The organism is Agromyces intestinalis (genome assembly GCF_008365295.1).
GTDB classification, from domain to species: domain Bacteria; phylum Actinomycetota; class Actinomycetes; order Actinomycetales; family Microbacteriaceae; genus Agromyces; species Agromyces intestinalis.
In genome coordinates this window covers 2033228-2059152 of the sequence record NZ_CP043505.1, presented here as the reverse complement: position 1 = coordinate 2059152, position 25925 = coordinate 2033228, and the positions used below count along the sequence as shown (strand labels likewise).

27 protein-coding genes and 1 tRNA gene are annotated in these 25925 nt (G+C 70.0%); 12 read left to right on the top strand and 16 right to left on the bottom strand.

Translation table 11 applies throughout. The features are described 5' to 3' along the window. Nucleotides 1–135 precede the first annotated feature (135 nt). The gene (locus tag FLP10_RS09440) at nt 136–774 is read left to right on the top strand and encodes a TetR/AcrR family transcriptional regulator (RefSeq protein ID WP_149160635.1); all 639 of its coding nucleotides are present in this window, start codon (nt 136–138) and stop codon (nt 772–774) included. A gap of 71 nt (nt 775–845) precedes the next feature. Here the strand turns inward: FLP10_RS09440 and FLP10_RS09435 are convergent, their stop codons facing one another. After that, complete coding sequence (locus FLP10_RS09435) at nt 846–1478, bottom strand: MarR family winged helix-turn-helix transcriptional regulator (protein WP_149160634.1); 633 nt, start codon at nt 1476–1478, stop codon at nt 846–848. 97 nt (nt 1479–1575) lie between these two features. Between FLP10_RS09435 and FLP10_RS09430 the strand changes: the two genes are divergently transcribed. Continuing rightward, nucleotides 1576–2295: a MarR family winged helix-turn-helix transcriptional regulator gene (locus FLP10_RS09430; RefSeq protein WP_246149972.1), complete on the top strand. Its 720-nt coding sequence runs from the start codon at nt 1576–1578 to the stop codon at nt 2293–2295. 114 nt (nt 2296–2409) lie between these two features. Here FLP10_RS09430 and FLP10_RS09425 read toward each other — a convergent pair whose 3' ends face one another. Continuing rightward, nucleotides 2410–3576 carry a hypothetical protein gene (locus FLP10_RS09425; RefSeq protein WP_149160633.1) on the bottom strand — a complete coding sequence of 389 codons (1167 nt, stop codon included), beginning with the start codon at nt 3574–3576 and terminating at the stop codon, nt 2410–2412. Between the two features lie 121 nt (nt 3577–3697). Then, a complete protein-coding gene (locus FLP10_RS09420) occupies nt 3698–4372 on the bottom strand; it encodes a TetR/AcrR family transcriptional regulator (protein WP_149160632.1) in 675 nt (224 codons plus the stop codon). An 84-nt stretch (nt 4373–4456) separates the two neighbouring features. Between FLP10_RS09420 and FLP10_RS09415 the strand changes: the two genes are divergently transcribed. Beyond that, a complete protein-coding gene (locus FLP10_RS09415) occupies nt 4457–5494 on the top strand; it encodes an alpha/beta fold hydrolase (RefSeq protein ID WP_149160631.1) in 1038 nt (345 codons plus the stop codon). Here the strand turns inward: FLP10_RS09415 and FLP10_RS09410 are convergent. Together FLP10_RS09410 and FLP10_RS09405 are read right to left on the bottom strand one after the other, a co-directional pair. Further along, the gene (locus tag FLP10_RS09410) at nt 5487–5846 is read right to left on the bottom strand and encodes a hypothetical protein (protein ID WP_149160630.1); all 360 of its coding nucleotides are present in this window, start codon (nt 5844–5846) and stop codon (nt 5487–5489) included. The genes FLP10_RS09415 and FLP10_RS09410 overlap by 8 nt on opposite strands. 106 nt (nt 5847–5952) lie before the next feature. Then, nucleotides 5953–7488 (bottom strand): FAD-dependent oxidoreductase, encoded by a 1536-nt coding sequence (locus FLP10_RS09405; RefSeq protein ID WP_149160629.1) that lies wholly within the window; start codon nt 7486–7488, stop codon nt 5953–5955. Nucleotides 7489–7715: 227 nt separating this feature from the next. Between FLP10_RS09405 and FLP10_RS09400 the strand changes: the two genes are divergently transcribed. Continuing rightward, a complete protein-coding gene (locus FLP10_RS09400) occupies nt 7716–8330 on the top strand; it encodes a flavodoxin family protein (RefSeq protein WP_149160628.1) in 615 nt (204 codons plus the stop codon). Here the strand turns inward: FLP10_RS09400 and FLP10_RS09395 are convergent, their stop codons facing one another. The 4 genes from FLP10_RS09395 to FLP10_RS09380 form a co-directional block, all read right to left on the bottom strand. Continuing rightward, nucleotides 8331–9434, bottom strand: coding sequence for a carboxylate-amine ligase (locus FLP10_RS09395; RefSeq protein WP_149160627.1), 1104 nt, complete (start codon nt 9432–9434; stop codon nt 8331–8333). Further along, nucleotides 9431–9922 carry a CinA family protein gene (locus FLP10_RS09390; protein WP_149160626.1) on the bottom strand — a complete coding sequence of 164 codons (492 nt, stop codon included), beginning with the start codon at nt 9920–9922 and terminating at the stop codon, nt 9431–9433. The genes FLP10_RS09395 and FLP10_RS09390 overlap by 4 nt, the downstream gene beginning before the upstream one ends. 93 nt (nt 9923–10015) lie before the next feature. Continuing rightward, nucleotides 10016–10621: a dCTP deaminase gene (dcd, locus tag FLP10_RS09385; protein ID WP_149160625.1), complete on the bottom strand. Its 606-nt coding sequence runs from the start codon at nt 10619–10621 to the stop codon at nt 10016–10018. A 31-nt stretch (nt 10622–10652) separates the two neighbouring features. After that, nucleotides 10653–11510: a hypothetical protein gene (locus tag FLP10_RS09380; protein WP_149160624.1), complete on the bottom strand. Its 858-nt coding sequence runs from the start codon at nt 11508–11510 to the stop codon at nt 10653–10655. A 162-nt stretch (nt 11511–11672) separates the two neighbouring features. On the opposite strand from FLP10_RS09380, the gene FLP10_RS09375 reads away from it, so the two are divergent. Beyond that, nucleotides 11673–11743, top strand: a tRNA-Gly gene (locus FLP10_RS09375). A gap of 24 nt (nt 11744–11767) precedes the next feature. Here the strand turns inward: FLP10_RS09375 and FLP10_RS09370 are convergent. Further along, on the bottom strand, nt 11768–12607 hold the full coding sequence (locus tag FLP10_RS09370) for a nucleotide-binding domain containing protein (protein ID WP_149160623.1): 840 nt from the start codon (nt 12605–12607) through the stop codon (nt 11768–11770). Between the two features lie 91 nt (nt 12608–12698). On the opposite strand from FLP10_RS09370, the gene FLP10_RS09365 reads away from it, so the two are divergent. From FLP10_RS09365 to FLP10_RS09355, 3 genes are read left to right on the top strand one after another with little or no spacing between them, the layout of a single operon-like run. Further along, nucleotides 12699–13049, top strand: a complete 351-nt coding sequence (locus FLP10_RS09365) for a DUF2200 domain-containing protein (RefSeq protein WP_149160622.1) — start codon at nt 12699–12701, stop codon at nt 13047–13049. Nucleotides 13050–13093: 44 nt separating this feature from the next. After that, nucleotides 13094–13429, top strand: a complete 336-nt coding sequence (locus FLP10_RS09360; protein ID WP_149160621.1) for an L-rhamnose mutarotase — start codon at nt 13094–13096, stop codon at nt 13427–13429. After that, complete coding sequence (locus FLP10_RS09355) at nt 13426–14295, top strand: amidohydrolase family protein (protein WP_168209151.1); 870 nt, start codon at nt 13426–13428, stop codon at nt 14293–14295. Before FLP10_RS09360 ends, FLP10_RS09355 begins: the two co-directional genes overlap by 4 nt. Before the next feature lie 48 nt (nt 14296–14343). Here the strand turns inward: FLP10_RS09355 and FLP10_RS09350 are convergent, their stop codons facing one another. After that, entirely contained in the window at nt 14344–17007 is a 2664-nt protein-coding gene (locus tag FLP10_RS09350) for a DUF1349 domain-containing protein (RefSeq protein ID WP_246149971.1), read from the bottom strand. A gap of 206 nt (nt 17008–17213) precedes the next feature. On the opposite strand from FLP10_RS09350, the gene FLP10_RS09345 reads away from it, so the two are divergent. Together FLP10_RS09345 and FLP10_RS09340 are read left to right on the top strand one after the other, a co-directional pair. After that, entirely contained in the window at nt 17214–18368 is a 1155-nt protein-coding gene (locus FLP10_RS09345) for a mandelate racemase/muconate lactonizing enzyme family protein (protein WP_149160619.1), read from the top strand. A gap of 61 nt (nt 18369–18429) precedes the next feature. Continuing rightward, complete coding sequence (locus tag FLP10_RS09340) at nt 18430–19194, top strand: FadR/GntR family transcriptional regulator (protein ID WP_246149970.1); 765 nt, start codon at nt 18430–18432, stop codon at nt 19192–19194. Nucleotides 19195–19203: 9 nt separating this feature from the next. Here FLP10_RS09340 and FLP10_RS09335 read toward each other — a convergent pair whose 3' ends face one another. The 4 genes from FLP10_RS09335 to FLP10_RS09320 all read right to left on the bottom strand — a co-directional run bounded on the left by FLP10_RS09335 (nt 19204) and on the right by FLP10_RS09320 (nt 23568). Next, nucleotides 19204–20151 carry a carbohydrate ABC transporter permease gene (locus FLP10_RS09335; protein ID WP_149160618.1) on the bottom strand — a complete coding sequence of 316 codons (948 nt, stop codon included), beginning with the start codon at nt 20149–20151 and terminating at the stop codon, nt 19204–19206. Further along, nucleotides 20138–20980, bottom strand: a complete 843-nt coding sequence (locus FLP10_RS09330; protein ID WP_149160617.1) for a carbohydrate ABC transporter permease — start codon at nt 20978–20980, stop codon at nt 20138–20140. The genes FLP10_RS09335 and FLP10_RS09330 overlap by 14 nt, the downstream gene beginning before the upstream one ends. 170 nt (nt 20981–21150) lie before the next feature. Next, entirely contained in the window at nt 21151–22557 is a 1407-nt protein-coding gene (locus FLP10_RS09325) for an ABC transporter substrate-binding protein (protein WP_246149969.1), read from the bottom strand. 18 nt (nt 22558–22575) lie between these two features. Then, nucleotides 22576–23568 (bottom strand): aldo/keto reductase, encoded by a 993-nt coding sequence (locus FLP10_RS09320; protein ID WP_149160616.1) that lies wholly within the window; start codon nt 23566–23568, stop codon nt 22576–22578. A gap of 103 nt (nt 23569–23671) precedes the next feature. On the opposite strand from FLP10_RS09320, the gene FLP10_RS09315 reads away from it, so the two are divergent. After that, a complete protein-coding gene (locus tag FLP10_RS09315; RefSeq protein ID WP_149160615.1) occupies nt 23672–24703 on the top strand; it encodes a zinc-dependent alcohol dehydrogenase in 1032 nt (343 codons plus the stop codon). Continuing rightward, complete coding sequence (locus tag FLP10_RS09310; RefSeq protein WP_149160614.1) at nt 24700–25455, top strand: SDR family oxidoreductase; 756 nt, start codon at nt 24700–24702, stop codon at nt 25453–25455. The genes FLP10_RS09315 and FLP10_RS09310 overlap by 4 nt, the downstream gene beginning before the upstream one ends. A gap of 47 nt (nt 25456–25502) precedes the next feature. Here the strand turns inward: FLP10_RS09310 and FLP10_RS09305 are convergent, their stop codons facing one another. Further along, complete coding sequence (locus FLP10_RS09305) at nt 25503–25886, bottom strand: hypothetical protein (protein WP_149160613.1); 384 nt, start codon at nt 25884–25886, stop codon at nt 25503–25505. Nucleotides 25887–25925 lie beyond the last annotated feature (39 nt).

The window sequence follows — 25925 nt, the reverse complement described above, 5'->3', positions numbered from 1 at the left end:
TAACGGTTCGGTAACGCGTCGCGCTCCTCGCATCGGCAGCGCGGACGTGCCATCCTTACGGTCAGCGCACGCGCGCGCCGACCGAAACGATTCGAGGCCGGATGCCGCGCAGAGCGCATCGGGAAGGAAACACTGGTGGACGCAGCTCGTACCGAGACCCGCGCGAAGCCCGCGGCCGAGCGGGTGCAGCGCCCGCAGGCACGCACGCTCGAACGACGTGAGGCCGTGCTCAAGGCGGCCATGAAGGTGTTCGGCGCACGCGGCTACAACAAGGGCGCGCTCGTCGAGGTCGCCGAGGAGGCCGGCATGACCCACGCCGGCGTGCTGCATCACTTCGGCAGCAAGGAGGGGCTGCTCGTCGCGATGCTGAAGTACCGCGACGGCGAGGAGGTCAACGGCGTGCCCGCCCGTGCGCAGACCGAGGGGCCGGCATTCCTCCAGCACCTGGTCGACACCGTCGAGGAGAACACGCACCGCCGCGGCGTCGTGCAAGCGTACTCGGTGCTCTCAGGGGAGTCGGTGACCGACGGGCATCCCGCCCACGACTACTTCCACGAGCGCCTGCACATCCTGCGCGAGAAGATCGCCGGGGTCTTCGGCGAGGTCACCGGCAACACCGACCGCCAGGCGCTGCTCGACGCGGCGTCGACCCTCATCGCCGTGATGGACGGCCTGCAGGTGCAGTGGCTGCTCGAGCCCGACGCGGTGGAGATGCCGAAGCTCGTGAGCACCGTCATCGACGAACTCGTCGCGCGCCTCGAAGGGGCGAAGTAGCCCCCGCTGGTTGAGGAGCGGCCGAGCGCAGCGAGGACGCGTCTCGAAACCCCGTGACCCGCACACCGGGCTCAGCCCCGCGGCCACCCCTCGACGAACCGCGTCAGCAGCCGCGCGAACTCCGCACGCTCGTCGGCTGAGAACCCCGCGAGCGCCGTCTCGATCGCCTCGCGCCGACGGCCGACGGTCGCGCTGAGCAGCGCGCGCCCCGAATCGGTCACGATCAGGATGCTCCGCCGCGCGTCGCTCGGATCGGGCTCGCGCCGCACGTGACCGGCGTCGACCGCAGCCTGCACGAGCCGGCTCGCCCGCGGCTGGTCGACGCCGATGTGCGCGGCGACCTCGGTGACCGACTGCGGGCCGTGCGCCTCGAGCGCCGCCAGCAGGCGGAACGCGGCGTGCCCGCCGCGGCCTCTGCCGGGGTGGCCCGGGTGCTCGTCGTGGCCATGGTGACCGTGCTGCGGACCACCGCGTCGACCGCCGAACGGACCACCGGGGCCGAACGGCCCTCCAGGGGCGCCACCGAAGGGACCGAACGGCCCGCGCGGGCCGAAGGGTCCGCCCGCGCCCGGCGGACCGAACCGAGCACCTCGTCGCAGCGAGCCGAGCGCCGCCTCGATCGCAGCCACGGCGTCGGTCGTGACATCCGCATCGTCGCCGGAACCTGAGCGTCCACCGGGAGCGGGTTGACGAGCGTCCGACATACATGTCATCCTACATATACATGTCAATTGACATGCAATAGGAATCGCGCATCGCGCGCCGGGCGCTCACCTCGAGCGCACCGAGAGAGGAAACACCATGACGAACCACGAGTTCACCGAGGCATCCGCCTCCGAGAAGCCCGAATTCCCGACCTCCCGCCGACCGCTCGGCTTCTGGCTGAAGCTGGTCGACCGCCGCATCTCCGACGAGATGGGCACTCTGTTCGCCGACGAAGGCGTCACGCGCCGCGACTGGCGCACGCTGAACCTGCTCGCCGGCGACGCCGAGGACGAGCGACTGGCGCACAAGCTGCGCCACCGGCCCGACCTGCTCGGCCGGCTGGCCGAGCTCGGCTGGGTCGATGTGCCGACCGACGCGCACGAGGGCCCGTCGCTCACCGACGCGGGTCGCGAGGCCCGCGACCGCCTGCTCGAGCGGGTGACCGGGCTGCGCGCCCGCGTCGCCGGCGCCGTGAGCCCCGAGGACTTCGCGACCACGCTCGCAACCCTCGAGGCGATCGCGCGCGAGCTCGGCTGGGACGAGTCGCAGCCGATGCCCCGCGGTCGACGCGGCGGCCGCGGCTTCGGCCGACGCGGCTTCGGCCACCGGCACGGCTTCGGGCACGGCCACGGGCACGGGTTCGGGCGACCGGGCTTCCCGGGCTTCGCTCCCGGCGACGGTCACGGGCACGGCTACGGCCACGACCCGCGGGCCGGCTCCGGGCCGCACCACCCTGCACCGCACCAGGACGTGCACGTGCACGTCCACGTGCACGAGGGTCACGGGCGCAAGCGCCGCCACGGCGACCAGGGCTGATCCGCCCCCGTCCTCTGAACACGTTTCGGCGCCCGATCACCCGATCGCGGCGCCGAAACGCGTCCGACCGCCGGCCGTCGCCAGACTTCGGCAACCTCCGGCAGCGACCCCGCCTCAGCGAAGCAGGACCGCGAAGAATCCGCCGACGAACTGCATGAGCCAGGGCAGCAGGATCACCCCGACGATGATGATCGGTGCCCACCGGATGCCCCGCGCGAGGCGCCGCCCCGGCGCGGCCACGCCGGGCGGTGGGCGCAGGGAATCGATCGGTGCGACGAACGGCAGCGGGGATGCCGTACGCCCGACGGCTGCGCCGCTCGCCGTCACGCTCAGCCGATCGTCGCGCCACCGCTCCCACCGCGTGAACTTGTCGAGCAGCGCGCCGACCACCGAGAAGAGCCACGCCCACGTCGCCGGATCGAGGGTCGAGAAATCGCGCTTGGCATACAAGAACATCCAGTCGTCGACGATCTCGACGTCGAGCTCCGCGGCGTTGTCGATCAAGCGGGCCATGATGTCGGGCGTGAACAGGTACAGCGCATCGCGCTCGTAGCCCTCGGGGCAGTACAGCGCGAAGTAGCGGTCGAAATCTCCCTCGAGGCTCAGGCGCTGAGCTCTGTCGAACGCCATCGGAAGGTTCGAGCCGAACAGCCCGTTGTTGCCGACCGCGTCGAGCACGATGTGCGGCAGCGGCACGTTGAGCTTGATGGCGACGTACCCCCATGTGTGCACGGTCTTGTTCTTGCCCGAGCCGGTCGTGTACTCGTAGTTGGCGAACTCGACGAACCGGGGCTGATACCCGCGCACCTGGTCGGTCGCCTGCCGCCCGCGTCCCAGTCCGAAGATCATGCCGGGCAGTCCCGGCGCAGCGAACGTCGGCTGATACGTCATGCCGTTGGCACGCGCGAAGCGGTCGAGTCGGAACCGGCGCTCGGCCCGCGCCGCCGCCCTCTTGCGCGCGACGACCAGCGCGCCCAGGCCGATCAGGGCGATGATCAGCAGTTGCATCGCCTGCGGCAGCCCGCCACCACTCCGGCCGGCCAGGATGCCGACGACAGCTGAGACCACCATGCTGAGCAACAGCAGTCCAGCGGCGACGCTGATGATGACGACGGCGAACTTGGCCGTCGAGGAGGAGGTGCCACCCGAACCCGACAGGCTTCGTGTCGAGGCCGCGATCTGCGCGGGATCGACGGGTTCGGTCAGCGGGCGGGTGTCGAACGGCACCGTCGCCGGCGGTGTCGGTGCACCGTGGGGTTGCCCTGGTGGGGGAAGGGTCATGGGGTCACCTCGTCGTCGTCCGGTCGGGTCGTCAGCGCAGCCCCATCCTCCCTCAGCGCGGGAGCGGACGTGTTCATGCAGCGTGCCCGCAGGGCCGGCCCTCGCTCGGCGTTGGAGCAGGTCAGGGACGCAGCGCTGCGCCCGGCTCGAGCACCAGGTCGGCGATCGCCGGGTCGGCGCCGGCCGCGAGCAGGCGGTCGCGGTAGGCCCGGCGCGCCCGCACATAGGGCTCGTCGGTGTCGCGGATCGTGGCGAGCAGGTTCATCCACTCGAAGAGCCCCTGCAGCTCGAACGCGAGTTGGTCGGGGTCGTCGAGGGCCGGCAGCTCGCCCTGCTCGTGCGCGTACCGGGCCGACACGGCGAGGTAGCCGACCCAGTCGGCGAGCTGCGCGGCGATGGCATCGCGCACCTTGCCCGGCTTCGAGTGGAAGTCGGCCGCCGCGGCCGAGAAGAAGCAGCCGCCCGGGAACACCCGATCCTGCGAATAGGCCACCGAACGGTCGAGGAGTGCGACCAGGCGACGGATGCCACGTGGTTGCACCCGTGCCGGATCGACCACGTGGTCGAGGAATCGCTCGCGCGCGGCCGCAACCGCGGCCAGCTGCAGGCGCTCCTTCGTGCCGAAGAGCGTGGCGACGCTGGATTTGCTCGTGAGCGAGACCGAAGCGATCCGCCCGATCGAGACCTGGTCGAGCCCCTCGACCGACGCGAGATCGACGGCGACGGCGAGCACCGACCGCCGCGAGGCATCCCCGCGCAACCGGCGACCGTCGGCCGTGACGCTCGATTCCTGCATGCCACTAGTGTACGAACGTTCGTTCGTATAGTCTACGTACGAACGTTCGTATAGATAGATCCGCCGAGCCCACAGGAGGCACCGATGCATCCGATCGTCACCACCGCGTTCGCGTCGCTCCGCGCCGCCGAGCGGGTGTCGCCCGCCCTCGCCGCGGGGCTCGCGATGCCGCTGTTCCGCTCGACCCGTCCGCCGGCCGGGGTTCGGCCAGGCGATCGTGCCGTCCACGATCAGGCGCGCGCGACGACCCTGCGCGTCGCCGGGCGCGAGGTTCGCGTCTACGAGTGGGGCTCGGGCGGCACCACGGTGCTGCTCAGCCACGGCTGGCGCGGGCGCGCGTCGCAGTTCGGCGCCATCATCCGCGAACTCCGACCCGAAGGGGTGCGACTCGTGGCCTACGACGCACCCGCGGCGGGCGGTTCGCCGGGCCGGCACGCCGACATCCGCGACTGGCTCGCCGTCATCTCCGAACTGCAGCAGCGGCACGGGCGATTCCACACGATGATCGGGCATTCGTTCGGCTCGCTCGCCACCCTCACGGCCGTGCGCGAGGGCATCGCGACGGGCGGCGTGGTCGCGATCGCCGGCATGGCCGACGCCCGGTACCTCGTCGACGGGTTCGGCACGCTGACCGGGCTCGGCCCGGCCACCACCGATGTGCTCGCCGCGCGCTTCGCTCGGATCATCCGCTCACCCGGGTTCGAAGCATCCGGTGCGTCGGCGGCACCCGGCGCGCGGGTCGCGACCGACGCGACCGGCTCACCGGACGGATGGCGCCGCTTCGACGCCGCCCGCGACCCCCTCCCGGCCGAGGTGCCGCTGCTGGTCGTCCACGACCGCGGCGATCGCGAGGTCGCGGTCGGCGAGGCGCTGCGACTGCACACCGCCCACGGCGAGCGCTCGCGGCTCGTGCTCACCAGCGGAGCCGGCCACAACGCCGTGCTCGGCGCGGACGCGACGCTCGACGCGGTCGTCGCGTTCGTGCAGGGCGGGCTCGCCGCGGTCGACGCGGCGAACCTGAGCGACGCGACGGACCTGAGCGACGCGTCCAACCTGAGCGAAGCTGCGAACCTGAGCGACGCCACGAACCTGGGCCGCGCGGCCGCGCGCCCGGTCAGCTGAAGTAGCGGTTGGCCGGCTTCGTGTAGAGCAGCAGGATTCCGACCAGCGCGAGCAGCCCCGAGAACAGCGACGACCAGAACGCGCCGGGTCCGCCCGCGAACAACAGGAAGAACGCCGACACCAGGTTGATCGCGAACACGATCGTCACGATGATGCGCGCGACGTTCGACCCTCGGAACAGCCCGAGGCTCACGACGATCGTGATGGCGCCGATGATGATCGCCCACACACCTGCGCCGAAGTTCTGGCCGCCGGGGAACAGTTGGATGACGCCGCCGATGATCTGCAACGCTCCCGAGATCCAGGCGATCACCGCGACGAGTGTCACGCCGCCGGGTCGTGGTCCGGTCATGTCGGTCCTCCCCATCTCGTGCGGCTCGCGGGCCGCCTCTGCTCGCCACGGTAGCGCGCTCCGGATGCCGCGGGAAGTCGCCGCACGGGCGCGTCACGCAGGCGGTTCACGCCGGGCGTCGCGCGAGTCCGCGCTTGGCGGGCCCCTCCAGCAAGCGGCCGTCGGCGGCGAAGCGCGACGCATGCGCGGGGCAGTCCCACGTGTGCTCGGCGTCGTTCCAGGTCACGATCGCGCCGAGGTGGGAGCAGATCCCCGACACCCGGCAGGTCACGCCGTCGACGGTCGAGACGGCGGTGGGGCGCGGCATCCGTTCGAACCATCCGCGCCCGTCTCCGGCGCCCCGCGCCCGCCCGACCGAGCCCTCCCCCTCGCGCGGCGCAGCTGCAGGCAGATCCCGCGTCATCGCCCGCGCCCACCCGACCGCGTAGTGCTTGGCGACCGCCGCGTTGATGCCGATCCCCACGCCGATCGCGCGTGGCAGCGTGACCCGGTGGCGCAGCGTCCGCGCCCAGTCGGGCAGCCCGCCCAGCAGATCGCCGGCCAGCGTCAGCCCGCACTGCACCGCGTTCGTCATACCCCACTTGTCGTACCCCGTCGCGAGGTGGACGCGGCCGCGCCCGCGCGGCAGCCAGCCGACGAACGGCACGCCGTGCGGCGTCTCGTAGTCCTGCGCGCTCCAGCGATGGGTCTGCACGGCGTCGGGCCAGACCTCGTGCGCCCAGCGGTCGAGCGCCGCCGCCCGCCCGGCGGGCGAGGGTTCGCGCCCGACCTCGTGGCCGTAGCCGCCGACGAGCAGCAGTTCGGGATTCGGCGCGTCGAGATCGGGATCGGGCGCGGTGCGGATGGATCGTGTCGGGGCATCCACGCTGAGGTACATGCCCGTCGGCAGCGGAGCATCCGTGCGGTACGCGGCCGCATACGAGCGGTTCGCGCGCAGCTTCCCGAAGTACAGGCCGCGATCGAGCGTCGGGATGCCGGTTGCGAGCACGAGCCGTTCGCAGGCGAACTCCCCCGCCGTCGTGCGCACGCGCACGGGGCGGCCAACGCGCACGCCGGTCATCCGGACGCCCGTGCGCACGACGCCGCCCAGGCTGCGCAGCTCTGCGGCGAGCGCGGCGAGCGCATCCATCGGATCGAGCTGCAGCTGGCCCGCAAGCCGCACCGCGCCGAAGGTTGCGAAGGGCAGGTCGGATGCTTCGCCGAACGTCACCGGCAGGCCGGCCTCGCGCGCGACCTCGAACTCCCGCTCGACCGTGCTGCGCCCGTCGGGCGTCGACGCGAAGCTGACCGCGTCGCGCACCTGCACGGGCAGTCCGTTGGCCTGCAGGTAGTCGGCCAGCCATCGCTGCCCGGCGAGGTTCGCCTCGACGTAGCCGCGCAGCACCCTGCCGTCGGTGCGGTGCAGGACGGTCTGCAGGTGCGCACCCTGCAGCACGCTGAGCTTCGCGGTGGTGTTGCCGGTCGTCACCGCACCGACCTCGCGCGCCTCGAGCACGCCGACCCGCCTTCCGGCGCGGGCGAGCAGCACCGCGGTCACGAGGCCGGTGAGCCCGCCGCCGACCACGATCTCGTCGAAGCTGCGCGGGGAGTCGGGCCCGTCGGTCGGGATCGCGGGCGCGGGGTCGAGCCAGAGCGAGGTCATGGGGCCGACGGTAGGCGCGGCCGGGGTGCGCGGCAACGGGTTGCGTGGATGCCGCGGGGCGCGTAGCTCCGAGGCATCCGACGCGTGACACGCTCGGCTGCGCGCGTCAAGCCGATGCGGCTGCGCCGAGGCGCGCCTACGGTTCGGAGCATGATGCAGTTCGGACTCGATCACGTCGAAGCGGAACTCCGGCCGGAACTGCGCGCAGCAACGAAGGAGTAGAAGTCATGCCCGATCTGCGAGTGCTCGCACTCAACTGCACCCTGAAGCCGTCGCCTGCGGCGTCGAGCACCGAGCTCATCTCCCGGCAGGTGCTCGACCTGTTCGAGGCCGACGGAGCGACGACCGAGCTGGTCCGCGTGGTCGACCACGACATCAAGCCGGGCGTCGAAGCCGACATGGGCGACGGCGACGAGTGGCCGTCGATCCGCGCGAAGGTGATGGCGGCCGACGTGCTGCTGTTCGCCACGCCCACCTGGATGGGACATCCGTCGAGCGTCGCCCAGCGCGCGCTCGAGCGACTCGACGCAGAACTCAGCGAGACCGACGACGCCGGCCGGCCGATCCTGGCCGGCAAGGTCGCCGCCGTCGCGGTCGTCGGCAATGAGGACGGCGCGCACGCGATCATCGCCGACGTGCAGCAGGCGCTCGTCGATGTCGGGTTCTCGGTCGCATCGCAGGCGTCGACCTACTGGAACGGCGAGGCGATGGGCAAGACCGACTACAAAGACCTGGATGCCACGCCCGACGCGGTGGCGACCACGAACGCGACGGTCGCCCGGCACAGCGCGCACCTCGCGCGCGTGCTGCGCGACGCGCCGTACCCGCCGCCCGAGAACTAGCTATTCGAAGAGCGCCCGGAGCGCAGCCCTGCCGCCTCCGGCGAGCGCGGCACGCTGCCGCTCCGCCCCCGATCCGCGGGCGAGCAGATCGGCAACGCGCTCGCGCACGTCGTCGGGCGCCGACGCGAGCGCGCTCGCCACGGCATCGCGTACCGGCACGAGGGCGCCTCGCACCGGATCGGGCACGGATGCCTCGTGCCCGTCGTGTGCGGCCGCCCACAGCGCCGCATCGATGAGTTCACCGCTGAACGGCGGGGAAGATTCGCTCGTCGCATCCGATTCGCTCGTGGCATCCGCACCCTGCAGGATGCCGCGCACCAGCTCGCGACAGAGCAGCGCGATCGCAACCGAATCGGCGACGTCGAGCTGCGCGTCCGCAAAGCGCAACTCGGCGGTGGGCAGGTGGTGCGAGAGCCGTAGCATCCAGGCGATGAGCGCGCGGTCGCGCGTGACGCCCACACCCACGAGCTCGGCGAGCCGCCGGTCGTAGTCGGCCTCGTCGGCGAATGGCGCGGGCACGCCGTTCGTCGTCCACCGGCGCAGCACGATCGTGCGCCAGCTTGCGAACCCGCTGTCGACGCCGCGATGGAACGGCGCGTTCGCGGCGAGCGCGGTGAGCATCGGGATCCACGGTCGCAGCCCGTTCAGCACGCGCACCCGGTCGGCGCGAGCGGCGATGCCGAGGTGCACGTGCAGGCCGCACACCTGGTGGTCGGCGATCATCGCGCCGATGTCGGCGTGCACCCGGGCATACCGGTCTTCGGGGAACACCTCGGGGTCGTCTTCGCTGTCGAAGGGCGTGCCGGTCGAGGCGGCGACCACACCGAGTTCCCGTGCGATGCCCGCCGCCTCGCGTCGGAATCGCACGAGCTCGGCGGTGGCTCCCTCGCCGTCGTGGAGGATCGGGCTCGCGAACTCGATCTGCGAGGCGAGGAACTCCGAGGTCGCCGTCTCGAATCCGGCGGCCCGGAGCCGGGCGAGCACCTCGGGGCCGACGGGCGCCGGCCGCAGCGTCTCGGGGTCGAGGAGCACGAACTCCTCCTCGATGCCGAACTCGGTCGCGTCGGCTGCGTCCGACGCCGTGCCCGCGTCCTCACCCGTCACGCGGGCGCCTCGAGCTCCCCAAGCAGGGCGCGAAGCGCCGCCTCCACGGTCTGGCGGACCACATCGGTCGGATCACCGTCGAACCGGTGCTCCTCGACGGCGATCCTGGCCGGAGCATCCGGATGCCCTACCCGCCCGTGCGCGATGAAGACCGTTCCGGCGGGCTCGCCCTCTTCCGGGCCCGGCCCGCCGGCCCCTGTGACCGCGACCACCGCCTCGACGGGCATGAGGTGCAGCAGCCCCTCGGCCATCTGCCGCGCCGCCTTCGCCGTGACGACCGGGCCGCGGTCGACGCCGAGCACGCCGAACTTCACCTCGGGGTCGTACGCGACCACACCGCCCGAGAACCACTCGCTGGCCTCGTGCGCCTTGCCGAGCGTGGTGGCGATGCTGCCGCTCGTGAGCGACTCCGCCACGGCGACGCGCACGCCCGCGGCGAGCGCAGCACGCGCGCACGCCTCGGCGAGCGCATCGGATTCCTCGACCATGACTCCTGCCTACCGGCTCACCGCCCGCGCAGACGAGGGGTTGACGGGGTGTCGCGTCGGCGGGGCATCCGGCGGTCGCGTCCCGTCCGCGGCCTACGCGCCCGAAGCCCCCGCATCCGTGATGCTCACATCGGTGCGATGGAAGTTCTGGAACGACCGCGACGCCGTCGGCCCCCGCTGCCCCTGGTACCGGCTCGAGTAGTCGGCCGAACCGTACGGCTTCTCGGCCGGCGACGAAAGCCGGAAGAAGCACATCTGCCCGATCTTCATGCCCGGCCACAGCTTGATCGGCAGGGTCGCGACGTTCGACAGCTCGAGCGTCACGTGCCCGGTGAAGCCGGGATCGATGAACCCGGCGGTCGAGTGCGTGAGCAGGCCGAGCCGGCCCAGCGAGCTCTTCCCCTCGAGCCGCGCCGCCACGTCGTCGGGCAGGGTGACCGCCTCGAACGTCGACGCCAGCACGAACTCGCCCGGGTGCAGGATGAACGCCTCGTCGGGGCGCACCTCGATCAGGTGCGTCAGCTCGGGCTGGTCTTCGGCCGGGTCGATGAACGGGTACTTGTGATTGTCGAAGAGGCGGAAGTACCGGTCGAGGCGCACGTCGACGCTGCTGGGCTGCAGCATGCTCGGATCGGACGGCTCGAGTCGGATTCGGCCGCCTTCGAGCTCGGCCCGGATGTCACGGTCTGAGAGCAGCACGGCAGCCAGCCTAGCCACGGCTCGGCGGATCTCAGTGCGTCTTGGGGAACTCCCGCAGCAGCGCGGTCTCGGGTCGGCACCCCAGTTCGCCGGGCTGGAGCTGGATCTTCTGCACGTGCACGCGCTCGGCCGCACCGTCTTCGGCGCGAACCAGCAGGCAGTCGCGCGCATCGCCCATCGCGAGGCCGACCCGGTCGCCCTCCCGCAGCACCCGCACCTCGGCGACCGGCGGCCCGTCGGGCTCTGGCGGCAGTTGCGCGGCGATCGTCGCGGCCAGCTCGTCGGCCGAGGCATCCGCTGCCGATGCGAGCACGGCGATGGCGACCGCCTCCGCGGAGTCGGGCACGATGGGTCGCAGGTCGGGCGGCGGCACGATCTCGGTGAGGGGGTCGGGGCATGCCGTGCCGCGCACCGAGCCCTCGATCCACCCCCACCGATCGAACTCGACGCGCACGCAGTGGTCGTAGGGAGGCCGGTCGTGATCCGAGACGACGGTCAGCCGACTGGCGAGCACCAGCGCGCCGACCGGATCGTCTCGCGACGCGTCGTCGTTCGGCTCGATCGCGACGAGTCGCAACGGCTCCGCGTGGTCGGGCGAGCCCGGGATCCAGCCGGAGTCGCCCTTCGGTTGCACGCCCGTGCCGATCAGTTCGTCCTGGATGTTGCGCGCGTAGGCGCCGATCGCGTCGGCGGGTGCGTTGAGACCCGGCGACTGCGAGACGAACCCGGCGCCGTCGGCCGCAGCGGCGACCTGCTCCTCGATGGCCCGCTCGAGTCGCTGCTGACCCGGTGACGCGCATCCGGCGAGCGACGCGGTTGCGGCGAGCGCGATGCAGACGGCGACTACGCGGCTGGTGACGGTGCGGCTTCGGCGATCCATGGCCCCCATGGGCTCAGCCTTCCGCACGCCGTATGCCCGATGTGGCACATCCCTTGCCGCGCCGGGTGTCGGACCGCTTCGCGGGGCTTCGGAGGCCGATGCGCCAGGAGGCCGGTGCGAGAACCGCCGTCGGCGTTGTTAGGATGATTCGACGCCGCGGATGCGGCGCACGCCGATGTAGTTCAATGGTAGAACTTCTGCTTCCCAAGCAGACAGCGCGGGTTCGATTCCCGTCATCGGCTCCGATTCTTCGCCTCCCGCAACGCTCACGCCCGATCGAGCGCCCGCACCCCGACCGCGTCGAGCACCTGCACGAGTGTGTCGGGCCCGCCGACGTTGCCCGGCACGACCGCGTAGAGCACCTCGCGCCCGTCGTGGGCGGTCATGCGCCACACCGAGACGCCCGGCAGCACCTGCCCCAGCACGACGGCCGATCGCGCGCCGATCCCGGTGCGGGCCACTTCCGCCGACGTGATGCCGCCCTTCGCCACCACGACCGACACATCGGGCAGCAGATCGCGCACCGCGGTCGTGAGGGCCGTCATGACGCGTTCACCGTGCGCGAGCGTGTTGTGCGACGCGGAACGGTCGCGCTCGGTGGTCACGAACGCGAGATCGCGGCCGGCCAGCGCCCGCCGCGCGGCGTCGGCCGCCGTATGACCGGCCGCGACCGGGTCGGTCAGCGCGGCATCCGTGTCGATCACGGCGGGCGCACCCCAGTCGGCGACGACCGCGTCGAGCTGCGCGGTCGCCCCGGCCGTGTGCGAACCGCACGCGAGCAGCACAGGGCCGACCCCGGACGCGATCGGAGCGGCCAGCAGCCTGCGGCTCGCGACGCCGGCGAGTTCAGCGGCCAGGGGCGACGCCGATCGCACGACGACCGTCGCACCGGCGCGGGTCGCGGCATCCGTCGCCTGGGCGATGAGCCGGATGTCGTCATCGTCGACCGCGTCGGGCAGCACCACCGCGCCCGCGGGAGCCTCGGCGAGCACCCGGGCGAGCGCGCCGCCGCGCACCTCGGCGAGCGGCACGTGGACGGCAGGCCGACTCGACTTCTCGGCGACGGGCCGTGACAGGCGACTCCGGCACTGATGCCACAGGCGCATCAGTGCCGGAGTCGCGAAGAAGAAGCCGGTCTACGCTGGAAGCGCCGCACCGTCGGGCGCGGCCACGGCAACGACGCGGGGAGGGCAACCCATGGCGCGCAACATCTTCCGCATGAGCTTCGCGAAGATCTATCCGCTCTACGTCGACAAGGTCGAGCGCAAGCAGCGCAGCCGGGCCGAACTCGACGAGGTCATCGAGTGGCTCACCGGCTACGACGAGGCCGCACTCCAGCGCGTGCTCGCCGACGAGGTCGACCTCGAGACGTTCTTCGAGCAGGCACCCGCGTTCAACCCGAACGCGACCCTCATCACCGGCGTGATCTGCGGCGTTCGGGTCGAGGAGATCGAGGACCCGCTCATGCAGAAGGTGCGGTATCTCGACAAGCTCGTCGACGAGCTCGCCCGGGGCAAGAAGCTCACGTCGATCCTGCGCGCAGCCTGATTCGTATCGGGTGCCGGTCGTCGGCACATGAGAACATATGACCTATGACTTCTACCGAACGGATCGCGCTGCACTCCGAGGTGCGCGACGGATATGTCGAGGCGCACGTCCGCATCCCAGATGACCTCGCCGAAGCCTTCCCGCGCGTCGGCATCCACGAGTGGACGATCTGGCGCTCGGGCAATCACATGTTCCACCTCGTCGCCTGTGACGACTGGGACGCCGCGGTCACCGCGCTCGACGACGAGCCTGCGAATGTCGACTGGCAGGCCACGATCGGCCCGTTCGTCGAGGTGTACCGCGACGCGAGCGGAGATCCCGGCTTCGAGCCGCTCGACATCGTGTGGGATCTGCGCGCACAGCGGGCGGAGGGGTTGTGACGATCGGCCTCGTCGACGCCCACGTGCACGTCTGGGATCCGGCGCGCCACGACTACCCATGGCTCAACGGAACCGACCTGCGCCGGCCCATGCTACCCGCGCAGATCGACCGTGCCGACGGAGCCGCGACGGGCATGGTCTTCGTGCAGGCGGGCGCGGCACCGCACGACGCGCTCGCCGAGGCGACGTGGGTGGCGCGTTCGGACTGGCCCGAGCTCATCGCGATCGTCGCGGATGCCGACCTGCGCGCCGCCGCCAAGTTGGGCCCGCATCTGGACGCCCTCGCCGAGCTTCCGCGCGTCGTCGGCGTGCGCGATCTACTGCAGGACGACTCGACCGACTCCTTCGCCGAACGCGCGGACGGGCTCCGGATAATCGCCGAACGAGGCCTCTCGTTCGACGCGTGTGTGCGGCATCCGCAACTGGACGCGCTCGTCGCGCTGCTCGAGCGGGTCCCAGATGTCACGGTCATCCTCGATCACCTCGGCAAGCCGCCCGTAGACGCGGGGATCGACTCACCGGCCGGGCGGCGCTGGTCCGATGCCATCATGCGCGTGGCGACGCGACCCGGAACGTTCGTGAAGCTGTCGGGGTTGACCGCGGAATCGTCCGATCCGACTGCGTTCGACCGCAACGCCGATGCGTTCGTCGAACACGCGCTCACCGCGTTCGGCCCGCAGCGCACGATGCTCGGCAGCGACTGGCCGGTCTCGGCGACCTTCGGCATTGGCGGTCGCTTCATCGACTGGGTCGCCCGGGTGCGCCGAGTGGTGGGCGAGCGCGACTGGCCCGAGGTCGCACAAGCCAGTGCGCGTCGGGCGTATCTCCAGCCCGATCTGATCGACCGAGGCTCGGTCGGTCCGTGAGTGAAGGCGGCGGCGACCGCCCGAGGGGGTCGCCGCCGCGTTCCGGGCTTACTCGACCGCCAGGTCGCTGAACACGTTGATCGCCCATTGCGAGCGATCATGCGAGGTGGAGAAGATGCCGCCGTCCTGCTCGTCGGCCGCTCCGGGCAGTGTGACCGCCGACCCGATCCTCACGTAGTTCACCCCATCGAAGGAGTACGAACCAGACACCTCGGACTCCGAGCGGGTGAGTTTCACCCAGATCGGTCGGAAGGTGTTGACGTTCGCTCGCGCGTCGGTGTCGATGTAGCCGTCGCCGTTCGAATCCCAGGCGAAGACGACACCGTTCCGCCGCGTGACCGCCGTCACCGCATACCCCGCGGAGGATCCGGACTCCGTGATGTCGTTACGGAGCATCACACCGGACTTCGCCCAGGCGTTGACGTCGTTCAGTGAGTTCACCCGCGCCACCACGGTGGACTCCGAGTCGACGGCGCCGGCCCGCACGATCGCGCCGAACTCGTCGTCGCGCTGACCACCGGCGCCCCAGATGTCGGACCCGGCTGCGGCGATGCCGAAGTCGGACCCGGTCTGGGCGAAGACGGTGCCTACACCCGGCGTCCCGGCCGTGCGGTGCTCGGCCCCGACCGGTGACTCGATCGGGCAGTCGGCGAGGCCGAACAGGTTGGCGTTCAGCGCGGTGCGGTACTCGATGCCGACGCCCGCGTCGCACATCACCTCACGCGCAGCCGTCGGCCACTCGTCTCCGGTCACCAGGACATTGCCGATCAACTGGTTGTTCTTCGCGGCCGCGTTCGGGATCTGCGCGCCGCCGGAGTTGTACCAGTTCTCCTCGAGCAGGTTGTCGTTCGTGTGGTTGCGCATGCTATAGGCGTTCGTGAAGACCCACGGGTTGCCACCCTGGAGCACGTTGTGCCGGTAGGTGGTGTACCGCGTGCCCTCGTCGAGGTACAGCGCGACGCCGGAGATGTTGTACAGGTAGTTCCGTTCGACGATCGTGCCCGGGCTCGCCGAGAGGTTGTAGAGGGTGCCCCCGTCGGCGAAGCGCGCCTTGGTGTCGTGCACCAGGTTGCCGGCGACGTAGTTGTCCTTCAGCGTGGTGGGCGTGTCATACCGGGGACTCCAGTTGTAGTAGCCCCGGTCCGCGTAGTCGTCGGAGCCGCCGGCGTCGTTGGCGCCCCAGCCGTAGCCGGTGTCGATGCCGTCGTACGAGACGTTGGCGACCTCGTTGTGGACGATCCGGGCACCGGTGACGTACGTGCTGAGGATGCCCGAGTTGTCCTTGTAGTCGACGGCGACCCGGTTGACGGTGTTGTGCTCGAGGCGGATGTCGCGGTTGGTCATCCGTTCGTCGCTCGGGTGGTGCGCGTCCGGGCGCACCCCGCCGACCACGATGCCGTGGCCGCCGACCTCGTTGAAGGCGTTCCCCACCACGGCGATGTCGCTCGCCCCGAGGCCCACGCCCGACCGAGTGGCGTTCGCGTCGTTGCCGATGCCGAGCGCCGACTGCCCGAGGGCAGTGAACGTGTTGCGAGTGAAGGAGACGTCGCTCGCGGCGGACACCTGCACGGCTGCGGGCTCCTGGTACCAGTCGTTGCGTGCGCGCTCGAACATCTCGCAGCCGCGGGAGCAGCTGGTGAACGCGTCGTCGGGCCGGTACTCGAAGACCCCCTTCAGGTAGGCGCCGTTCTGCTGGTTCGCGTAGCCGTCGACCGACGGACCGAGCCACGAGGTGCCCGAGAACCGGAGACCCTCGAACGCGAGACCAGTGACCGGTTCGTCGTAGGTCCCGCCGATGCTCACGAGCACGTCCAGACGAGGGAGCTCGATGTCCAGGTCGTTCGGGTCCACGCCCTCGGCCGCCTGGTAGTACAGCGATCCGGCGTCGGGAGCGAGATACCACTCACCGACCTCGTCGACGAACTCCAGCGAATTCTCGAGGTACCAGGTCGGCCCGGCGAGGAATGAGTTCTGGACGGTGTCCCAGCCCCAGGTGTTGTTGTTCCACGCGGGCTGGGCCATGGTGATCAGGTCGCCGCTGATGTGATCGACCGGCGAGTACCGGTTGGTGAAGTCACCCAGCGACTGGAACTCGATCCGATCCTGGTCGGGCAGGTCGGCGAGGTACCGGAGCGCCGGGTCGACGATGACGATCCCCGCCGCGGTGATCGAGACCGCCGAGTTCTGCAGCCGCATCGAGGCGCGCGGCGCGATGATGCCGTTGACGTACAGCTGCCTGCTGTCGACGCCGACCGGCACGTCGGCGACGTACACGGCGGGGTCGACCTCGGACGGACGCCACCCCGTGACCGCCGTGGCCCCCGTCAACTCGGGGTGGGCACCGGGGGCGGCCGCCCACGTGACGGTCCGGCCCTCCCGGCCGCCGTCCTCCGCACCGAACTCGAGCGGCTCGGCGATCCGGTAGGTCCCGTCGGCGAGCTCGACGGTGACATCGCCCTTGGCCTTCCGCACCTCGTCGCGCACGACCTGCTGCACGCGGTCGAGCGAACATGGGTGCTGCTCCTGGCATTGGCCGATATCCCGCCCATCGGGGGACGCATGGAACGTCCGGTCCTTGTCGGGCGGCGCGGCGTGCGCGCCGATGGGAACCAGGCTGACGACCAGTGCGCCGATCGAGGCCGCGGCGAGCATCGACGCTCGCATCGACCGTCGCACGGTGCGACGCGTCGTTTCCCCTGTCTTCGCTGACATGTCTCGAACCACCCCTTCGTACCTGACGGGCTGCAGTGCCCAGAGGACACGCAAGCATACGTATCACCTCTTTGCAATAGTACGTATGATGAAAGGGCTCGCCGATCCCCCGCAGCCGCTCCCGCCGGAGCGGCCCTCGCAGCAGGCGCGAACATGTGATGTATGCTGTTTCCTGTTCTCCAATTCGCTGAACGGTCAGGGACGACATGAAAATCACTGGATATCGCGAGCTCAGCAGCTTCCGCGACTGGGGTCGACCGATCGGCGATGTGAACGGATTCATCCGGTCCGGGGTCACCGAGGTGCCGATCGTGGTCCTCGAGACCGACGAGGGCATCGAGGGCATCGGCCTCGGCTCCCACGTCGCGCTTGACGTGCTGTTCCCGGCGCTCGAGGGCGAGGATCCGCGCGCCGTCAGCGCGCTCTACGATCGGATGCTCGGCCGGGTCTTCAAGTCGGGACACAGCGGTGCGACCTTCGGCGGGATCGGGTCGTTCGACATGGCGCTCTGGGATCTCAAGGCCAAGATCGCCGGCGAACCGCTGTGGCGGCTGCTCGGCGCCCGCGACCGGTTCGTCCCCGGCTACGCCTCCGGGCTGGACATCGCGCTCGACGACGAGTCGCTGTTCGCCTTCTACCGCCACATGGCCGAGCGCGGCTTCTCGGCCGGCAAGCTGAAGGGCGGCCGCGACCTCGACGCCGACATTCGACGGCTCGGCGTGATCGCCGACGCGCTCGCTCCAGCCACGGAGCATCCGGGCCTCATGCTCGACGCGAACGAGTCGTGGAACCTGAAGCAGGCCGTCCGGCATGTCCATGCCGTCGAGGAGGCCCACGACCTCACCTGGATCGAGGAGCCGCTTCGCCGGTGGGACGCCCCGGGTCACGCCCGGCTGAGCAGGTCCGTCCGGGCCGCCGTCGCCACTGGCGAGAACCTGACCGGGCTCGAGCAGTACCAGCGGCTCTTCGAACTCGGCGCCGTCGACATCGTGCAGGCCGGCGCGAACTGGGGCGTCACCCACTTCCTCCGCGTCGCGTACGCCGCCTACGCGCACGACCTGCCCGTCAGCCCGGTCGGGCTCACAGCTATGCCGACGGTCGCGCACGCGGCCGCGTCCGTGCCGAACCACCTCACCGCGGAGATCCAGGATCTCGGTGCGCCGTACGGCGTCACGGTCGACGAGCAGTACGCCGACGGCGGCATCGTGCTCGGCGATCGGCCGGGCGCCGGCATCGAGATCGACGAGGAGCTGATCGCTGCCGAGCAGCGGACGGCATCGTGGCTGGTCTCGGACGGCCCGCACGTCCGTGAAAACCGGATCGCCCCGATCGGCGGTTCGCGGCCGGCAGTGCGCAAGTAAGGTCGCACGACGCGGATGCGCAAGGCCCCGTCCGGACGGCCGTCCTCGATACACTGGGGCGGTGACTGAGCTGAGCAGCGAGTCCGAGATTCTTCCGGTTCTCGCGCCGGGGGCCGCCCGAATGCCCTCCGCGAGGCTCGGCGTCGCCGTCGTCCACGGCCTGGTCACGGCGATCGTGACCGGCGAGATCGCGGCCGGCGAGCTGCTCCCTCCCGAGCAACCCCTCACCGCGCATTTCGGCGTGAGTCGAACGGTCATCCGCGAGTCGGTCAAGCGGCTCGAGGAGAAGGGCCTCGTTCGTGCCGTGCAGGGACGCGGCACCGTTGTGCAGCCCCACGCCTCGTGGAACATCCTCGATCCGGTCGTGCTCTCGGTCCTCCTCGAACACGATGACACGCTCGGCGTGCTCGACGAGTTGACGATTGTGCGGTCGGCGCTCGAGGGCACGATGTCCGCCGAGTCCGCGCGTCGCCGAGACGACGGCGACCTCGCACGACTCGACGACGCGTTGTCGCGCATGCACGCCGTGAAGGACGACCCCGTCGCCTTTGCACAGGGCGACGCCGACTTCCACCACCTGGTGATGGCGATCTCGGGTATCGGGCTCGCCGAGAACATCACCCACATCCTGTACGAGCGGGCCCGCACCAGCGATCGCTTCGCCCGCAACCAGACGAAGACGGCGTTCGAGCTCACCCTCGAGGAGCACCAGCGGGTGCTCGATGCCATCCGGTCCGGCGACCCCGTGGCCGCCGAGACCGCCATGCGCGCGCATATCGACGACGCATGGCAGCGCCGACGGCCGACGAACGCCGCGCGAGGCTGAGCGACGCGCTCAGCCCTTGGTGCCGCCGGCCGTCATGCCGCTCACCAGGAAGCGCTGCGAGAACAGGAAGATCACGAGCACCGGGCCGACCGAGACGATGGTCGCCAGTGCCAGCACCGGTAGGTCAATGGTCACCGATGCCGCCGAGGTCGGGTTGAACAGCGGCACGTTCGAAAGCAGCTCGGCCAGCCCGACCTGCACGGGGGACTTCCGGCCGGGCACCATCACGAAGGGCAGGAAGAAATTGTTCCAGTTGCCGACGAAGCTGAAGAAGCCCACAAGCGCGATCACCGGCGTCGCCAGTGGCATCGCCACGCGGGCGAAGACCCGCAACTCCCCCGCGCCGTCGATGCGGGCGGCGTCGAGGAGGTCGCGCGACACCGCCGTCGAGAAGTAGATGTAGGTCAGGTACACCCCGAACGGGAAGAACGAGAACGGGAGGATCACCGACCACGGCGTGCCCACGAGCCCGACGGCGCTGAGTTCGAGGAACACCGGCAGCACCAGCGCCGTGTTCGGGATCAGCATCACGACGAGCGTGACGATGAGCAGCGGCCGTCGAAGCCGGAAGTCGGTCAGCGCGAGCGCGTACCCCGCCGGGATGCTCACCACCAGGGTGAGCAGCAGCGCTCCCCCCGAGTACAGCGCGGAGTTGCCGAGCCAGGTCCAGATGATGCCGTTCTGGAACGAGGCCAGTTCGGCGAAGTTGGTGCCGAGGGTGCCCAGCGAGCCGAACGCGAACGGATCGGCGACGAGCAGCTCGCGGGCGCCCTTGGTCGGCGCGAGCAGCAACCAGACCAAGGGGAGCACGAAGAACACCACGAACAACGCAACGACCGAGACCACGAGGGCGCGGCCGAGCCAACCCGAGGGGGAGAGCCGGCGTACGTCGCCGCGCGGGCGGCTGAGCCGCTTCCGAGTGCTTCGTGGGACGACGACCGCTTCAGTCGCGCTCAAACAGACCACCTCTTAGGACGAAGAATGCGGCGAGCCCGAGCGCCACGACGAGCAGGAGCAGGGAGATTGCGGCCGATCCGTTGAAATCTCCCTGGCGGAAGGCGTAGAGGTAGGCCAGCTGGTTCAGCGAATAGTCGGGCGGAACGACACCCTTACTGGCCTGGGAGAGGATGCGCGGTTCGACGAAGAGCTGCGTTCCGGCCGCCAGATTCATGATGGCCATGTACGTGATCCACTTCCGCATCATGGGAATCTGGATGTGCCAGGCGGTCTTGACCATGCCCGCTCCGTCGACCCGCGCCGCCTCCATCACCTCGACGCTGATGTTGTTCAGGGCGCCGTACATGATCACGATCCACCCGCCGGCGCCGGTCCAGAAGGCGATGATCGTGAAGATGATCGGCAGGTTCTGCACCGACACCGTCTGCACGAACGTCTCGAGACCCAGGACCCTGAGCACTCCCGAGACGGGGCTCACCGTCGGATCGAGCAGGAACAGCCAGAGCATCACGCTGGATGCTCCGGCGAGTGCGCCGGGGATGTAGTAGACGAACCGCACGGTCGAGGACAGCCACCGGACGCCGATCGAGTGGACGATCAGCGCCAGGACGACGACCAGCACGGTCTGCACGATCAGCCAGACCACCAGGTAGGTGGCGACGTTCTGGACAGCCGGGAGGAACCGGTAGTCCGAAAGCACGCGCGCGAAGTTGTCGACCCCGACGAACTGACCCGCCTTCGTGAACGCCAGGAACAGGGCGTAGGCGGCCGGGAAAACGCCGAAGAGCAGCAACAGCAGGGTGTAGCCGCTGGAGAAGGCGTAACCCATTGCGGCCTGCGAACGGCGCGGATGTCGCCGAGCCGACTTCGAGGTCTCCGGTCGGCTGCGATCCGCGCGCCGACCGGACGGTGTGAGCGCGGTCTGCGACCGACCCTCGACGGGGCCGGTCGCAGACCGCTGAGTCATGGTGGGGATGATGCCAGTCCTTGCCTTGTGGTCTATTCGACCGTGTAACCCTGAACCTGCGCCTGGTTCTCCATCTCCTCCTGCCACTCGGCCGTGAGGTCGGCGAGCGACTTGCCTGCGGCGAGACCGGGGACGACGACGTTGGCGTAGGACACCTCGATGCTGAAGCTCGGGAAACCCCAGCCGCTCCAGACGCTCGACGCGGCGGTGGAGACGCTCTCGGCGAAGTCGCCGACGTAGTATCCGCTCTCGGACTGCGTCGCGAGCCACTGGTCGGCCGCGGAATCGTAGGCCGGCAGTCCGGATGCGAGTTCGACCGCACGATCGGAGCTGATGGCGTACTCGAGGAACGTCTCGACCGCATCGAGGTTCTTCGAGTGGCTCGAGGCGTACCAGACTCCGCCGCCGACGTTGCCGGTGACCTCCTCGCCGCCCTCCCAGTGGAGGGGGTTGGCGGCACCGATCCGGCCCGCAGCGGTGTTCAGGCTGTCGGGGTTCTGGAAGAGTGCGCCCGAGAACCACACCGGGCCGGGCATCGCGACGATCTTGTCGGCGTACTTCGTCACGAACTCGGCGCCGAACACGCTGTCCTGGACCAGGGTTCCGTTGTCGAGCATGTGATCGATCAACTCGGTCATCCTCTGAGAGTTCTCGTCCGAGAAGTCGGACGAGAAGGTGTTGCCGTCGAGCTGAAAGATCGGCGCGGCCGCACCCCAGTAGTTGATGTACGTGGCGGTGAAGGCCTCGCCGACCGTGCCCAGGATGTACCCCGGGTGCTCGGCGGCGAGACGATCGCTCAGCGCCAGGTAGTCCTCCCAGGTCTCGGGAACCTCGTACCCGAACTCGTTCAACAGGGACTCGTCATACCAGAGCACGACGGGGGCCAGGTCGTTGCGCAGTCCGTAGACCGTGCCATCGACGGTCATCGGGTCGAGTGCGCCCGTCGTGAACCCGTCGAGGAACTCCTGGTCGAAGTACCCTTTGTTCAGCGGGGCCGCAAACGGCTGCGCCCCGTTCAGCTCTTGAGCCGCCCACGAGGTGTCGTTGGTCTGCGTGGAGAACACCACGTCGGGCCAGCCTTCACCCGACTGATCGAAGAGTGCGATCTTCGTGCGGAACGAATCGCTGCCGCCGGCGTTGCCGTCGTACGTCTCGATCTCGATCGGGATGTCGGGGTGGTCTTCTTCAAACGCCTGAGCGATGGGCTCGCGCGATGCGTCGACCCAGACGGTGATCGGGCTGTCGGGCTCCTGCTCGGCGATTGCAAAGCCGAACGAGTCGTCGACCGTCCCCGACGATCCGCCGGAACAGGCGGTCAGCGCCGCGATGGTCGCGACGGATGCGGTCAACAGGAGTGCGGAGCGACGGTGCTGTGTACCCATCAGGATTCCTTCTTCGGTCGGCGTCGTTGTCGACTCACCGCCATCGCGGTGATCCATTGGAGTACATCATACATGTTATCTCTCTGCAACCGCGAGCGGAGAGGCTCGGATGAGGGCGCGATCGTGCAGGGCATCCCAGAACGCGTCCGGGATCTCGGTCGCATACCGGCTCACCGTCCCCTCGATGTGCTCCGCGGTTCGGGCGCCGACCACGACCGATGCGACGACGGGATCCCGCAGCGGGAAGGAGACCGCAGCGTCGGGCAGCGTGATCCCGAACTCCTCGCTCACGTCGGCCAGCCGTCGTGCGTGCGCGATGACGGCGGCCGGCGCTGGACCGTAGTCGTAGTGCGCGTCGTCGGAAACCGTCGGCGCGGCCAGGAGCCCTGAATTGTACACGGCGGCAGCGACGATCCTGACCCCGCGACTACGGGCGATCGGCAGCAGGTCGTCCAGCGCGCCCTGTTCGTACAGGGTGTACCGGCCCGCGAGCATGACGACGTCGAGGTCGGCGCGGGCCACGAACCATGCCGGCATGGCGGACTGATTCATCCCCACGCCGACCGCATCGATCACGCCCTGTTCGCGCAGGTCGATGAGTGTCGGGATGGCGCCGTCGAGCGCCTCGGACTCATGCTCATCGGGATCGTGGACGTAGACGATGTCGATGCGGTCCGTCCCCAGGCGTTCGAGGCTCTGTTCGATCGAACGGAGCACGCCGTCGCGGGAGAAGTCCCAGACTCGGCGATGGTCGGCCGGCACGACGAATCCCTCGTCGTCGAGCCCGCCGGCACGCTCGGGGGTCGGCTCCAAGAGTCGACCCACCTTGGTGGAGAGCACGTAGGCGTCGCGCGGCCGGTCGGCGAGCGCGGCGCCGAGTCGGCGCTCAGAGAGCCCCAATCCGTAGTGCGGCGCCGTGTCGAAATAGCGGATCCCGGCGTTCCATGCCGCGTCCACGGCGGCGACGGATACCTCGTCCGTGGTCTTCCGATTGAGGTTGCCGAACTGGGCCACGCCCATCCCGATCTCCGTGAGCGCGAGGTGGTTGCGCAGTCGACGGCTCTTCATGCTGGTGGTGCCCTCCGCTGACGTTCGGGCGGCGATGATCCCCGCCGCGTCAAACATAATATGATTCCCGCAACCAATTCATATGATGACTGAGGAGTGTGCCATGCGCAGCGTCGCGTACATCGGGGAGAGCCGACTGCAGGTCGGCGAAGTCGAAGGTCGGCCGCCTGGCTCCGGCGAAGTCCGGGTCCGGGTCGCCTATGTCGGTCTGTGCGGCACCGACCTCCACATCCTGCACGGCAACATGGACGCCCGAGTCGACACGCCGCTGATCTTCGGCCACGAGATGAGCGGAACCATCGACGCCGTCGGCGACGGCGTCGACGGCTGGTCGGTCGGCGAGAAGGTCACCGTGATGCCGCTGGACTGGGACGGGACCTGCCCGGCCTGCCAGGCAGGGAACGAGCACATCTGCCAGAACCTCGATTTCATCGGCATCGACTCGCCCGGCGCGCTGCAGGAACTGTGGAACGTACCGGCGCGCACCCTCGTCCGCATGCCCGATCGCATCGCCCTCGACGCCGCCGCCCTCGTCGAGCCGGTCGCCGTCGCCGTGCATGACGTGCGCCGCTCGGAGCTCGAGCCCGGCCAGCGCGCAGTGGTCATCGGCGGCGGGCCGATCGGCGTGCTCATCGCGATCGTCGCCCGCCGGTTCGGCGCTGACGTCGCCGTGATCGAACTCGACGCGGCGCGACGCGCGCAGATCGAGGGGCTCGGGTTCCCATCGCTCGATCCACGGCAGGTCGACCAGGTGGAGTGGGTCGAGGAGTGGACCGCCGGCACCGGCGCCGACGTCGTCTTCGAGGTCTCGGGCGCGGCATCCGCCGTATTCGGCGCGACGGCGCTCGCGAAGGTGCGTGGCACGCTCGTGGTCGTCGCCATCCATCCGACTCCGCGCGAGATCGACCTCCAGCGGGTCTTCTGGCGGGAGCTTCGGCTTCTCGGCGCCCGGGTCTATCAGCGCGCCGACTTCGAGACCGCCGTCGAGCTCATCGCCGACGGTGTGATCCCGGTCGATCTGATGATCACCCGCATCGTCTCGATGGATGACACGCAGACCGCCTTCGCCGACCTCGAAGCTGGCCGGGCGATGAAGATCCTCGTCGAGGTCGGCCCCGAAGGAGGCCGCGCATGAGCCCATTCGACCTCTCCGGCCGTCTCGCCGTCGTCACCGGCGCCAAGCGCGGCATCGGATTCGGCATGGCGGTGGCGCTGGCCGAAGCGGGCGCCGACATCATCGGCGTGAGCGCCACGATCGAACCGACTGGAAGCGAGATCGAACAGCGGGTCACCGCCCTCGGCCGCTCGTTCGAGGCGCGCGCGGTGGATTTCGCCGACCGTGACGCCGTGATCGCGCTGGGTGAAGAACTCGCGGCGCGTGCACCGCACATTCTCGTGAACAACGCGGGCACCATCGAGCGGGCACCAGCGGCGCAGCATCCGCTCGATCTCTGGGATCGCGTCATCGACGTCGATCTCTCCAGCCAGTTCGTGCTCACCCAACGCATCGCGCGACCGATGCTGGAACGAGGCTCCGGAAAGGTCGTGTTCACGGCCAGCCTGTTGAGCTTCCAGGGCGGCATCAACGTGCCGGGGTACGCGGCGGCGAAATCGGGCATCGCCGGCCTCACGAAGGCGCTGGCGAACGAATGGGCGCCGCTCGGCGTCAACGTCAACGCGATCGCGCCCGGATACATCGCGACCGACAACACCCAGGCGCTCCAGGACGACCCCGTGCGATCCAGGTCCATCCTGGATCGGATCCCCGCCGGACGATGGGGGCGCGCCGCCGATCTCGCCGGCGCGACGGTGTTCCTCGCATCGCCAGCCTCGGATTACGTGTCGGGAGTCGTACTGCCCGTGGACGGCGGATGGCTCGGGCGATGAGGGCGGCCGTCAGCCGGAGATCGCGGCGGACCACACCGCGCCGCGGCTCAGAGGACGGCGTACACCAGGCCCTGCAGCAGCCCGACCGCCACCTCGACGACGACCACGGCGCCGATCGCCGCGCCGGCCGCAGCGAACCCGCGCGGGCGCCCAGGTCGCACCAGCCCGACGATGCCGAGCACCAGGGCGACCGCACCCAGCACGAACCCGAGCACCGACGTGATGAACGACGCCAGCTGGTACACGCCGTAGGCGCCGTCGGCCGCGAGGATCGCGGGAACGCTCAGACCGAAGATCACGCCGACGAGCTTGGATGCCACGCCGGCGATGAACGCCGCGACTCCGATCACGTTGCGAGGTCGTGCGTCGGGCGCGACCCCGTACGGCGAGGACGAGGCGGCGGGCGCGGGCGTCGAATCGGATTCGGTCATCCTGCCAGGATGCCGCATCCGCGGTCGTCCGGTCGAGCC

What these genes read in the sequence shown, in the direction of transcription:
- FLP10_RS09425 (WP_149160633.1), bottom strand. Translation starts at nt 3,576, where the DNA reads ATGACCCTTCCCCCACCAGGGCAACCCCACGGTGCACCGACACCGCCG.
- FLP10_RS09370 (WP_149160623.1), bottom strand. Translation starts at nt 12,607, where the DNA reads ATGCGCCTGTGGCATCAGTGCCGGAGTCGCCTGTCACGGCCCGTCGCC.
- FLP10_RS09325 (WP_246149969.1), bottom strand. Translation starts at nt 22,557, where the DNA reads ATGGATCACCGCGATGGCGGTGAGTCGACAACGACGCCGACCGAAGAA.
- FLP10_RS09365 (WP_149160622.1), top strand. Translation starts at nt 12,699, where the DNA reads ATGGCGCGCAACATCTTCCGCATGAGCTTCGCGAAGATCTATCCGCTC.
- FLP10_RS09430 (WP_246149972.1), top strand. Translation starts at nt 1,576, where the DNA reads ATGACGAACCACGAGTTCACCGAGGCATCCGCCTCCGAGAAGCCCGAA.
- FLP10_RS09420 (WP_149160632.1), bottom strand. Translation starts at nt 4,372, where the DNA reads ATGCAGGAATCGAGCGTCACGGCCGACGGTCGCCGGTTGCGCGGGGAT.
- FLP10_RS09345 (WP_149160619.1), top strand. Translation starts at nt 17,214, where the DNA reads ATGAAAATCACTGGATATCGCGAGCTCAGCAGCTTCCGCGACTGGGGT.
- FLP10_RS09320 (WP_149160616.1), bottom strand. Translation starts at nt 23,568, where the DNA reads ATGAAGAGCCGTCGACTGCGCAACCACCTCGCGCTCACGGAGATCGGG.
- FLP10_RS09380 (WP_149160624.1), bottom strand. Translation starts at nt 11,510, where the DNA reads ATGGGGGCCATGGATCGCCGAAGCCGCACCGTCACCAGCCGCGTAGTC.
- FLP10_RS09415 (WP_149160631.1), top strand. Translation starts at nt 4,457, where the DNA reads ATGCATCCGATCGTCACCACCGCGTTCGCGTCGCTCCGCGCCGCCGAG.
- FLP10_RS09350 (WP_246149971.1), bottom strand. Translation starts at nt 17,007, where the DNA reads ATGTCAGCGAAGACAGGGGAAACGACGCGTCGCACCGTGCGACGGTCG.
- FLP10_RS09315 (WP_149160615.1), top strand. Translation starts at nt 23,672, where the DNA reads ATGCGCAGCGTCGCGTACATCGGGGAGAGCCGACTGCAGGTCGGCGAA.
- FLP10_RS09330 (WP_149160617.1), bottom strand. Translation starts at nt 20,980, where the DNA reads ATGGGTTACGCCTTCTCCAGCGGCTACACCCTGCTGTTGCTGCTCTTC.
- FLP10_RS09410 (WP_149160630.1), bottom strand. Translation starts at nt 5,846, where the DNA reads ATGACCGGACCACGACCCGGCGGCGTGACACTCGTCGCGGTGATCGCC.
- FLP10_RS09360 (WP_149160621.1), top strand. Translation starts at nt 13,094, where the DNA reads ATGACTTCTACCGAACGGATCGCGCTGCACTCCGAGGTGCGCGACGGA.
- FLP10_RS09390 (WP_149160626.1), bottom strand. Translation starts at nt 9,922, where the DNA reads ATGGTCGAGGAATCCGATGCGCTCGCCGAGGCGTGCGCGCGTGCTGCG.
- FLP10_RS09310 (WP_149160614.1), top strand. Translation starts at nt 24,700, where the DNA reads ATGAGCCCATTCGACCTCTCCGGCCGTCTCGCCGTCGTCACCGGCGCC.
- FLP10_RS09435 (WP_149160634.1), bottom strand. Translation starts at nt 1,478, where the DNA reads ATGTCGGACGCTCGTCAACCCGCTCCCGGTGGACGCTCAGGTTCCGGC.
- FLP10_RS09305 (WP_149160613.1), bottom strand. Translation starts at nt 25,886, where the DNA reads ATGACCGAATCCGATTCGACGCCCGCGCCCGCCGCCTCGTCCTCGCCG.
- FLP10_RS09400 (WP_149160628.1), top strand. Translation starts at nt 7,716, where the DNA reads ATGCCCGATCTGCGAGTGCTCGCACTCAACTGCACCCTGAAGCCGTCG.
- FLP10_RS09405 (WP_149160629.1), bottom strand. Translation starts at nt 7,488, where the DNA reads ATGACCTCGCTCTGGCTCGACCCCGCGCCCGCGATCCCGACCGACGGG.